The sequence below is a fragment of the Sphingobacterium sp. UBA6320 genome (assembly GCF_002440335.1).
In the GTDB taxonomy this organism is placed as follows: Bacteria; Bacteroidota; Bacteroidia; order Sphingobacteriales; family Sphingobacteriaceae; genus Sphingobacterium.
Window position 1 is genome coordinate 241,416 of the sequence record NZ_DJTA01000002.1, and the last position, 10,817, is coordinate 252,232.

The 10,817-nt window shown below is 35.7% G+C and carries 8 protein-coding genes; 6 read left to right on the forward strand and 2 right to left on the reverse strand.

All coding sequences use genetic code 11. From position 1 onward, the window contains the following. The first annotated feature begins 26 nt into the window (after nucleotides 1-26). A complete protein-coding gene (locus B3P23_RS01330; RefSeq protein WP_045755287.1) occupies nucleotides 27-545 on the forward strand; it encodes a DUF2911 domain-containing protein in 519 nt (172 codons plus the stop codon). A gap of 219 nt (nucleotides 546-764) precedes the next feature. Here B3P23_RS01330 and B3P23_RS01335 read toward each other — a convergent pair whose 3' ends face one another. Beyond that, a complete protein-coding gene (locus B3P23_RS01335) occupies nucleotides 765-3,167 on the reverse strand; it encodes a S9 family peptidase (protein ID WP_293923905.1) in 2,403 nt (800 codons plus the stop codon). 364 nt (nucleotides 3,168-3,531) lie between these two features. On the opposite strand from B3P23_RS01335, the gene B3P23_RS01340 reads away from it, so the two are divergent. The 5 genes from B3P23_RS01340 (at nucleotide 3,532) to B3P23_RS01360 (ending at nucleotide 9,529) form a co-directional block, all read left to right on the forward strand. Then, on the forward strand, nucleotides 3,532-3,765 hold the full coding sequence (locus tag B3P23_RS01340; RefSeq protein WP_021191847.1) for a thioredoxin family protein: 234 nt from the start codon (nucleotides 3,532-3,534) through the stop codon (nucleotides 3,763-3,765). A 30-nt stretch (nucleotides 3,766-3,795) separates the two neighbouring features. Then, a complete protein-coding gene (gene nrdI / locus B3P23_RS01345) occupies nucleotides 3,796-4,203 on the forward strand; it encodes a class Ib ribonucleoside-diphosphate reductase assembly flavoprotein NrdI (RefSeq protein ID WP_052627489.1) in 408 nt (135 codons plus the stop codon). After that, nucleotides 4,163-6,268 (forward strand): class 1b ribonucleoside-diphosphate reductase subunit alpha, encoded by a 2,106-nt coding sequence (nrdE, locus tag B3P23_RS01350; RefSeq protein WP_293923914.1) that lies wholly within the window; start codon nucleotides 4,163-4,165, stop codon nucleotides 6,266-6,268. The genes nrdI and nrdE overlap by 41 nt, the downstream gene beginning before the upstream one ends. A gap of 101 nt (nucleotides 6,269-6,369) precedes the next feature. Further along, a complete protein-coding gene (gene nrdF / locus B3P23_RS01355; protein WP_248755567.1) occupies nucleotides 6,370-7,356 on the forward strand; it encodes a class 1b ribonucleoside-diphosphate reductase subunit beta in 987 nt (328 codons plus the stop codon). A gap of 364 nt (nucleotides 7,357-7,720) precedes the next feature. Next, nucleotides 7,721-9,529 (forward strand): M60 family metallopeptidase, encoded by a 1,809-nt coding sequence (locus B3P23_RS01360; protein ID WP_293923919.1) that lies wholly within the window; start codon nucleotides 7,721-7,723, stop codon nucleotides 9,527-9,529. A 55-nt stretch (nucleotides 9,530-9,584) separates the two neighbouring features. On the opposite strand, the gene B3P23_RS01365 is transcribed toward B3P23_RS01360, so the two are convergent. Beyond that, nucleotides 9,585-10,760, reverse strand: coding sequence for a glycoside hydrolase family 76 protein (locus B3P23_RS01365; protein ID WP_293923921.1), 1,176 nt, complete (start codon nucleotides 10,758-10,760; stop codon nucleotides 9,585-9,587). Between the last annotated feature and the right edge of the window lie 57 nt (nucleotides 10,761-10,817).

Consider the following 10,817-nt stretch of genomic DNA (forward strand, 5'->3'; position numbering starts at 1 on the left):
TACATATATTTAAACTAAAAAATATTATGAAAACAACAGCTATTCTATTCATGTTAAGCATCATCTGCACCACGGTATTTGGACAGACAGACAAAAGCAAAAGAGCAAGCCCTCCTGATAGTGTTAAAGTCACTACAAATGATGGGGTAACAATTGATATACACTATAGCCGCCCTTCTTTAAAAGGACGACAAATTGGAGTTGACATCGTTAAAATAGGAGAAGTATGGCGTACCGGAGCAAATGAAGCAACCACAGTAGCTTTTGATCACGACGTCCTTGTCGAAGGTGAAAAGTTGCCGAAAGGAAAATATAGTTTATATACGATTCCAGGAGAACAGGAAACCATTGTGATTTTCAATAAAACATGGGATCAATGGGGTACAAAATATGATAAAAATCAAGACGCCCTGCGCGTTAATGTATCCAGTGAAACTAATAATCTAACACAAGAACAATTTAAAATTGATGTTGATAAATCGGGTAAAATAGGTCTTTTATGGGGCGATTATGTACTTCCTATACAAGTCAAATCTGCGCTTTAACTGACCAAAAGAATTGATAGCAAAGGATAAACAAAACCAATTAAATTTGGCACTGGATTTTTGAAAAATTGATACAAGTATTTGCATCATCAAAATAGTCGCCATCATAATGAGAAGTCGAGCATATGCCGATAAACTTCATTGATCATGTGGAGGAGAAATCTAAAAAGGCCAGATGAATGTACAACATCTGGCCTCTTCCTTTAATTTTTAAAATTCTTAATTCTTCAAGTATTTTTCAAGAAACTGATCCTGCTCCCATAATAAATGAAAAATATTCTCCTTAGCCACATATCCATGTGCCTCTCGAGGAAGAATAACCATCCGCACAGGAGCCCCAAGATTTTTCAATGCCTGAAAATAACGTTCAGTTTGTAAGGTAAATGTCCCCGGATTATTATCTGCTCCCCCATGTACAAGCAATAAAGGTGTTTTCATTTTATCGGCGCTCACAAATGGAGACATGGTCATATACAATTGGGGATCGTCCCAGAAATTACGTTGTTCACTTTGAAATCCAAAAGGCGTCAATGTACGGTTGTAAGCACCAGAGCGCGCTATTCCGGCTGCAAATAAATTTGAATTAGATAAAAGATGTGCCGTCATAAAAGCTCCATAAGAATGGCCTCCCACAGCAACTTTCTTACGGTCAATATAGCCCAAGTTATCCACAGCATCGATCGCAGCAGCACCATTAGCGACTAATTGTTCGATAAAAGTATCATTTGGTTCTTGTGTTCCCTCTCCAACGATTGGGAATGCCGCATTATCCAATACAGCGTAACCTTTAGATACCCAGTAAATGAAAGATCCATAGCTAGGATAAGTAAATTCTTTTGGATTTGCCGTAGTCTGTCCTGCAGTATTTTTATCCTTATATTCTCTTGGATAAGCCCAAATTAATAAAGGAAGTTTCTTTTTATTTTTGAAATCATAACCAGCAGGTAGATACAATGTTCCCGAAAGATCAACACCATCCTTACGCTTGTAATTCAAAATCTCCTTATGCACTTTTTCTAAACTTTTAAATGGATTTTCCAAATGAGTCAGTGCTTTTTGCTTCCCTGATTTCATATTTTTTGTAAAATAGTTCGGAAAAACAGAAGCTGATTGCAAAGAAATCAACATGTCCCCTGTTTTGGGATCAATAAGTTGTACGATGCGTTCTTGAAGATCCGAGTTTTTAGCTATATAAAGACGTTTCTTTTTTAACGTTTTGAGATCCAATTCATCAATAAAAGGAAACTCACCTTCTTTGGTGAAACCTTTTCCAACCAACAAGGTTTTTCCATTTTGAATGTACATCGGATAAGTTCCAAAGTTATTACGATCTCTAAAGACATCTCCTGGATCATTATACACATCTTGGCTATTACGATCATTGACCAATCTCGAATTTCCAGAAGTAGGATCAACCAAAAAAGTTTTCACATTACGTGTATCGTACCATTGTGAGTTGACCAAAGCATACTGATCATTACCCCAAGTAACACCAGCAAATCGATCTTTAGTTTTTGTGATGAGCTTTGGCTGACCTGTAAAAGGAAAGTCCAATGTATATAGCGCATCGCGGTACTCTACCTGTTTACTTGGATTTCCTTCATCTAGCGCTTCAACAAAAGCCAAAGTTGCAGGCTTATCATCTCTCCAATGCAGATTGCGTCTACCCGTACGTGTCGCGGAAAATCCTTTAGGCATTACTTCAATCAAAGGAACATCACTGACCTGCGTGATTAATTTTCCTGCTAGATCGTAAATAGCTGTCTCCTGTGGAAATCTAGAATAGGGAACAATATAAGAATAGGGCTTCTTAATTGTAGTAACTATGATATATTCACCATTTGGAGAAAATGAAGTTCCTGCAAAAATAGATTTTTCCCTAAACATTTCTATTCCACCCTTTAGATCTACGATCTTTAACTCAGATTGTACCAATGTTTCAAAATTTGCTTCATCTTGTGGGTTTTTCAACAAATCTTGATAAGTTCTCAATTGCGAAACCTGGCCATCACTTGTCGAAACAATTGGTCCTGCCGGTAGATCCTTAGTTTGATCAATTAACTTGGATCTATTAGCCGGCAATGTTGAAATTAAAAGACGATCCGAATTTCTAAACCACTTAAATGGCGCATCCATAGTAGCATTTAATACATATGATGTTAATTGCGTGACCTGCATCGTGGTTAAATCCAATACAAATAATGCAGTACCTGTAGCATCTGTCTGAGTAAACGCCAATTTCTTATTATCTGGAGAAAAAGTTACATTTGACAATGCTGGATTTTCAGGCATTCCTTTAAAATCTGTAAACTCTTTATCATCAGCAATTTTCTTTAATGATATTTTATTAAAGAAATTTTCTGCACTTAAAACATTTGTGACTGGATTAATCCGAAGACCAGCTAATTTCATCTCTTCCTGCCCCAGTTCTGTCAGTGATTTATACGTAGGACGATACATAAACAAAATCCAATTACGATCACTTGATATACGCATTTGAGGAGGACGAACAAAATCAGCTAAAGCTAAAATTTCAGAAGAAGGTTGCTGGAAGGTAATATTCTCTTGTGCAGAGGCTTCCAGAGATAACAAAAATAATAAACCGTAAAATAATTTTTTCATATATATTGTAATATAATAAGCTGTCAAAATATAGTAAAAAATTAAATAAAAGCTAGAAGATGTAGTCACTTTATGACACTAATATTAGACAGAAAAAACATTCTTAAAATACATATATTTTAGAGGTTCTAAAGTTATCAACATTAATTTAATACTGATAACCAATCGAATACAAATATTGCGCATGCGCAAAGGCATATATCGCTCACTTTTTTCCACCAATGTGGAAAAGTCAAATTACAGCTTCGAATTAAATTTATGATATTTGTTAGAGTTGAGAAATTAGGCTTCTCAAACTTGTTAAAATCATTCAACTCAACTCGCCTTCTTTTGGGAAGCGCGATTTTAAATTTAAGTAAAAATCATGGCAAGAATCATCAAATTCGAGAAAAACGATTGTGCACCTTGTGCTCAAGTATCTGCATATCTAGATCAAAAAGGTATCAAATATGAGTCTATCAACCCATTTGATCAACCTGATTTAGCTGCAAAATTTAAAGTACGCACTGTTCCGACCGTTATCGTTTTGGAGAATGACGAAATTCAACACCGAATTATCGGTTTCAAGCCTGAAGAATTAGGAGCAATCGCATTATAATAATAATCTGGTATCAAATTTTTATAATCCATGATACATATTTATTACGATAGCAAAACAGGAAATGTACAACGTTTTATGGATAAGGTCACGCAAATCACAGGCTGGCAAGGACATAAAATAACCGCAGATCTTGTTGCTGAAGAATCGGGGCATCTCGTGACTTTTACAACTAATTTCGGACAAGTACCCGAAGCGACCTCAGTTTTTATGAAAGCAAATGCTTCAAAAATCTATTCGGTCACTTCGAGTGGTAACCGCAATTGGGGGCAAAACTTCGGATTAGCAGCTGACAAAATTTCAGCGGATTTTGACATCCCATTGGCTTTCAAATTTGAATTGTCTGGTACAATGGAGGATATTAACCAATTTATTGACATCATAAAGAACAACTGCGATGGTAGCAAACGAGGTAGCAAAAAACTGGATATTGCTTAACAACGAAATCATGATCAAACATGAGGACGAGTTTAGCTTACATAAAGATAAAGAGGCAGTTCGTGCCTATTTTTTAGAGTATGTAAATAAGAATACCGTATTCTTTTATACACTAAAAGAAAAAATCGATTATTTAATTGAACAAAATTACTATATCAATTTCTACGAATGGTTTACATACGAAGAAATGGAAACCGTTTATAATTTTGTTTTTGCAAAAAAATTCCGCTTTGCATCCTTTATGGCTGCATTTAAATTTTTCCAGAGCTATGCGTTAAGAGACGACTCAGGGGAGAAATTTTTGGAACGCTATGAAGACCGCGTAGTAGCAGTAGCTTTATTTTTAGCACGTCAAGAAGGTGTGGAAAAAGCGATTGCTTATGCCGAATTATTTATCAATCAAGAATATCAACCAGCAACACCAACATTCTTAAATGCAGGTAAAAAACGTTCTGGTGAATTGGTATCTTGTTTCTTAGATGAGATTGGAGACAATTTGAATGGCATTGGTTATGCTGTTGATTCAGCAATGAAGCTATCTTCTATAGGAGGAGGTGTTTCATTCAATATTTCAAAAATTCGTGCTCGAGGTGAAGCTATCAAAGGAGTGGAAGGTCGTGCTGGAGGTGTTCTTCCCATCATGAAAATCATGGAAGATACGTTTTCATACGCCAACCAATTGGGTCAACGCCCTGGTGCTGGTGCGGTATATTTGAATATATTCCATGCCGACGTTGAAGAGTTTCTAGACTGTAAAAAAATCAACGTTGATGAGAAAGTGCGTATAAAATCACTTTCTATCGGTATCATTATTCCTGATAAATTCATGGAATTAGCGGAAAAAGATGAAGCTTGTTATTTAATCTATCCACATACTGTGATGCTAGAATATGGTATACCATTGGATGAGATGGATATGGACCAGATGTACGAAGAGCTGATCACGAATCCAAATATCAAGAAGAAAAAAATAAACGCACGTCACCTTTTGGTAAAAGTGGCTCAAACACAAAAAGAGTCAGGTTACCCATATATTTTCTATAAAGAAAACACCAACCGTGTTCATGCATTGAATGGTATTGGTAAAGTAAAATTCTCTAACTTATGTACCGAAATCATGCAGGTATCAGAAGTTTCAGAAATCAATATTTATGGAGAAGAAGATCAAATCAAATACGGTATCTCCTGTAACTTAGGTTCATTGAATATTGCAACCGTAATGGACAATAAACGCGTGAAAGAATCTGTTAAATTGGCGATGCGTGCATTGACAATGGTATCTGATGTTACCGATATCAAAATGGTTCCATCCATCGCTAAAGCAAACAAAGAACTTCACTCAGTCGGGCTTGGTGCGATGAACCTACATGGTTACTTAGCGAAAAGCTTTATCATGTACGAATCGGAAGAAGCATTAGATTTTGCCAACGCATTTTTTATGATGATGAACTTCTACTCTTTGGAGGCATCTATGGAAATCGCACGTGACCGCAAAAGAACATTTGTAGGATTTGAAAAATCAGCTTATGCAGATGGATCATATTTCAACATGTATACAGAACGCGATTATTTACCAAAAACAGATAAGGTTAAAGAATTATTTGAAGGGGTACATATTCCAACAATTGAAGATTGGGAAAAATTGAAAGCAGAAGTTCAAGAGCATGGTATATATCACGCTTATCGATTGGCTATTGCACCGAACCAATCCACCTCTTATATCATGAATGCAACGGCATCAGTAATGCCAATTGTAGATATCATCGAAGTTCGTGAGTATGGAGATAGTACAACATATTATCCAATGCCTTATTTGACAAATGATAATTACTTCTACTTCAAATCAGCATACGACATGGATCAATTCAAGGTGCTTAAATTAGTATCCGTTATCCAACGTCACATAGATCAAGGGGTAAGTACAATTTTGCACACCAATTCGAAGGATAATACACGTGACCTATCTAGATATTATATTTATGCACATAAATTAGGCCTTAAGTCATTGTATTATACACGTACACGTAAATCATCTATTGAAGATTGTGTTTCTTGTTCTGCATAATTCTTCATTCAAAGATAAAACCCATAAGCTATTCAAAATCTAATACAACTTTTGAATAGCTTTATTAATAGATACATTCAATAATTCTCGCTGTAAAAATAATGAGTAAACAATATACTGCTGTAAACTGGAATACGCCAGATAATGATTATGCCTTGATGTTTTGGGAGCAAAATATTAGACAATTCTGGATTGATACCGAATATATCCCTTCAAAAGATATCGATAGTTGGAAAGGATTAAGCTGGGAAATGAAAGAATGCTATAAAAAAGCATTGGGCGGATTGACTTTGTTAGATACATTACAAAGCCATACAGGTATGCCAAAAATCATTGACCACACGGAGTCTTTACAAAATAAGGCTGTATTATCCTATATGTGTATGATGGAGGCTATTCACGCAAAATCGTATTCAACTATTTTTACAACAGTATCTACGACAAACGAAATCAATGATATTTTCGGTTGGGTAGAACAAAATAAATTTTTGCAATTCAAAGCCTCTACCATTGATTCTTACTATCGCGTATTAGATAAGGAAAATCCAACAAACGAAGAATTATTTATGACCTTAGCTGCATCTGTGCTTCTAGAGTCATTTTTATTCTATTCAGGATTCTTCTTGCCTTTATGGTTATGTGGACAAGGACAAATGGTGGCATCTGCAGACATCATCAAAAAGATCATTGCTGACGAGTCTATCCACGGTGTTTTTGTTGGATTAATGGCACAAGAAGTCTTCAAAAAAATAAAAAATCAGGAAGAGGTAAAACAAAAATTTATTACTTTGCTGAACCAGTTGTATGACAACGAAATGAAATATACAGAAGAAATCTATACAGAAGTTGGTTTAACAGCAGAAGTAAAAGAGTATGTACGTTACAACGGAAATAAGGCATTAATGAATCTTGGATTTGATCCAATTTTTGAAGTAAAACAAGTAAATCCAATTGTTTTAAACGGCTTAAACACCGAAACAACACAACATGACTTCTTCTCTAAAAAATCAACTAACTACGAAAAGTCAATGGAAATCGTACATCTTAAAGATGATGATTTTAAAATGGATGCTACAGTAAACGTATAAGGATATATTTAATCCGATATAGATTCCCTTTACTGAATAAGTAAAGGGAATTTTTATTTTAAACGAATCCATGATCTGATGGATTTGCAGAGTTAAATAATCAGATTCATGAATACATCCAATATTCATATGATAAATCGCCATAAGGAATAACGAATATCTTGTTTTACTCCAAAACAGTAAAAGACAAACATATCAACTTGAAATACAAACTTTCACACTCGTTATCAATAATTGAAGAAACAGAGCAAAAACTATAAAACGTAAAACCCCTATTACACAAACGTTTGTCTGAAATCGAAGCAATACAGAGGAAGCTCTTTTGAACTATATTTGGTGTTACCAACAAACCAATTCGACTAAGATGAATAAATTATTTACATTTTTATTATTATCTGCTATCAGTATACAATCCTATGCACAGCAGGACTATAGCCACCTATTTGCAAAAAACGATTACAGTCAAATAAAAAAGAATGTCAACGATGAAGATATTGCGCGTATCAGCAACCCAACTTTGCAGAGAGCCGCAAGACAATTAAAAGATGGATCCTATCCTCTTCAAAAACGTTTACGTGCCTATACAAACTACCTCTCTCCCATCATCTTGAGCAAACAGCTCAAAACAAGTCCATACTCTCAATATGAAAACCCAACAGGTATCTATTTCTCTGCAGGAGATGAAGCAATTGTATGGGTCGGAAAGAACAATGGAGCAACACTTGCTCTTCGTGTAACGAATTGGGATGATAAAAATTTTGAACAAAAAGATTACCAGCTCAAAGAAGGATATAATGCTTTCAAGATTGAAAATAAAGGAAATGCATACATTCAATATTTTTCAGAAGACAAAGTTTCGTCAAAAAAGATCAATATCCACATACTCGGTGGGAAAGTGAATGATGTATTTGAACGAGGTAAGCATACCAATAAAGATTGGGATGATATGCTGGCAAATGCCTCGGGTCCAATTTTAGACATTGTTGGAAAACAAGTACAACTGGCATATTCGGTCAAATCATTACAGCAAAATGCACCTCACCAAGGCGTAGAACTGATCCAGCTATATGATTCTATTATCGGTATTCAACACCAAATTATGGGATTAGCGCAAACTAAAAGAGTTCCTAAGAATAGGATATTTGGTCGTGTGATCTGGCAAGGGTTTATGCATGCCGATGGTATCGGAGCTGCATTTCACGATAATACCATGAAAGATGTCGCTAACGTCGCTAATCTTAGAAAAAATTCTTGGGGAGTAGCCCATGAATTTGGTCATGTCAATCAAGTACGACCAAATATGAAATGGGTCGGTACAACAGAAGTAACCAACAACATTTATTCGGTATGGACACAATATGTCTACAATAGTCATAGTCCAAAATTAGAAAGAGAGCGCTTAAAAGATTACGATGAACCTAAAATTGGAGGTCGAATCACCTCTTATATGGAATCTGCATTTGTACACCGTCAACCTTGGTTAACACAGGCAGGTCCAGACCGATGGGATCGTCAACGTCCACGTGATTGGGGCGGAGATCACTTCGTAAAATTAGTTCCCCTTTGGCAATTACAATTATACTTTACTGTTGCAGGAAAAGGAAATGTCTGGGAACATAAAAACTTCTACGGCGATATCTATACAAAAGCCATCAATGCTGCAGAAACTCCAGAAAAGCAAGATGCATACTATCAAATTGAATTCATCAAAAATGCATGTGATGCAGCAAAATTAGACCTCACAGATTTCTTTGAACAGTCTGGTATGCTCATACCAATAGATCTGTGGGTAGATGATTATACCTGCGCACAAATGACAATCACCGCTTCAGATATTGCTGAAATAAAACGGTATGCTGCAAAATATTCTAAACCCTCGACACCAGTATTACATTATATCACCGCAAATAGTGCTGACATCTATAAAAACAAATCACCCCTAAGTGGAAACACAGGAGCTGGTTTTGAAAAAAAGGAAGGTAAAATCATTATTCAAAATAATGCGTGGAAAAATGCAGTAGCATTTGAAACATACACAGGCGAAAAATTGGTAAAGGTAGCCTTCGTTGGTGCTGGTTCAAACGATGCGTCCAATACCATTGTACACACTCCAGCAGGCACGACACAGGTCAAAGCTGTCGGATGGGATGGAACAAGGATGAATGTATTATAGTAATTGATAAAAGAGGCTGGTTTTTATATGATCAACAAAAAATCAGCCTCTTTTGCTAGTAATTAAGCTTTGCCAATCGAGCATACATTTCTACAAATGCACATTGATCAAGTAAATCTTTTTTCTCTTTTCGATTCTTAAGCGTCCAATCGGCATAGAACAATCCCTTTTCATCGCGCATATACCGCCACGCATAGTTCAGATTTTTAGCGAATACATTGATATATTTCGGATTTTGGTCTTGTTCATATAAACTAATGAAACCCCGCATCATCACAGCATGAAACCAAAGGTTACTATTTTTCAGCAGCTTAAAGTCTTGTCCTGTGACATCTTGAAAAAAATAAGAATAACAGGCTTCAGCTATTTTTTGAGCATGAATCAAATAGTGCTTCTCTTTGGTCAATCGATATAATAAAGCGGCAGCTTGCAACATTTGACCTGAATTATACGAATATTTTGCTTTATCCAAATGACCATTTAAGCGCATATTATCCCAATAAAGTCTATCAGTAGGGTCTTCCAGGTTTTCTTTTGTCCAATGGTAAAGCCGTTTTCCTTCTAGAAAATATACACTATCTTTTGTTGCTTCAAAGAGTTTTAGTGCAAATACACTAGCAGGAGCATTGGAACAGGTATTTTTTGATTCCTTTTTTTGCTCGCACCAATAGATTCCTCCTCCTAGCAGGCTATCTTCACCACTTTTTACAAAAGTCCATATCTCCTTAGCTTTTGTAAGATATACATCCTTTTTAGTATACAAATAACTATCAGTGAAATCAATACCCAACCAAATATTATCATCATAAAAACGATCAGAGGCAGCTGCTGTGTTCAAATAAGAAGCATAACCTACTGGTAGACGTTTTTCATCACGATAGACATGAAGACCTATCAACACCTTTTTATCCAGAATTTTTTGATATTCTTTTTTTTGCTTTGGCAACTCCATCAACGCATTCACTGCCGAAAAACTACCCGAAAAAGGCCATAGATAAGCATATTTTTTCTGCTGCGCCGCTTGTTCATTATTGTTTAAATAATCAGCTTTAAAATTTTCATCAAAAGGATATTTCTCCAATAACAACCGATTATCCGAATTTCCAAAAAACTGATAAATCCGCTTCATGGTTTGTGAAGCTGCCAAATCAAATGGCACCTTTTCCTGTGCACACAACGGAATTATACACAATTGAATCATTAAAACTGCACAAAAACTAAATAATTTCATATTTGTGATGAGATCTAAAAAAGGCTGTCCCTATTTGGACTGCCCCCAAAATATTGG

Excerpts from the sequence above, each read along its gene's own strand:
- B3P23_RS01365 (WP_293923921.1), bottom strand. The coding sequence starts at position 10,760 with ATGAAATTATTTAGTTTTTGTGCAGTTTTAATGATTCAATTGTGTATA.
- B3P23_RS01330 (WP_045755287.1), top strand. The coding sequence starts at position 27 with ATGAAAACAACAGCTATTCTATTCATGTTAAGCATCATCTGCACCACG.
- B3P23_RS01335 (WP_293923905.1), bottom strand. The coding sequence starts at position 3,167 with ATGAAAAAATTATTTTACGGTTTATTATTTTTGTTATCTCTGGAAGCC.
- nrdF (WP_248755567.1), top strand. The coding sequence starts at position 6,370 with ATGAGTAAACAATATACTGCTGTAAACTGGAATACGCCAGATAATGAT.
- nrdE (WP_293923914.1), top strand. The coding sequence starts at position 4,163 with ATGGTAGCAAACGAGGTAGCAAAAAACTGGATATTGCTTAACAACGAA.
- B3P23_RS01340 (WP_021191847.1), top strand. The coding sequence starts at position 3,532 with ATGGCAAGAATCATCAAATTCGAGAAAAACGATTGTGCACCTTGTGCT.
- nrdI (WP_052627489.1), top strand. The coding sequence starts at position 3,796 with ATGATACATATTTATTACGATAGCAAAACAGGAAATGTACAACGTTTT.
- B3P23_RS01360 (WP_293923919.1), top strand. The coding sequence starts at position 7,721 with ATGAATAAATTATTTACATTTTTATTATTATCTGCTATCAGTATACAA.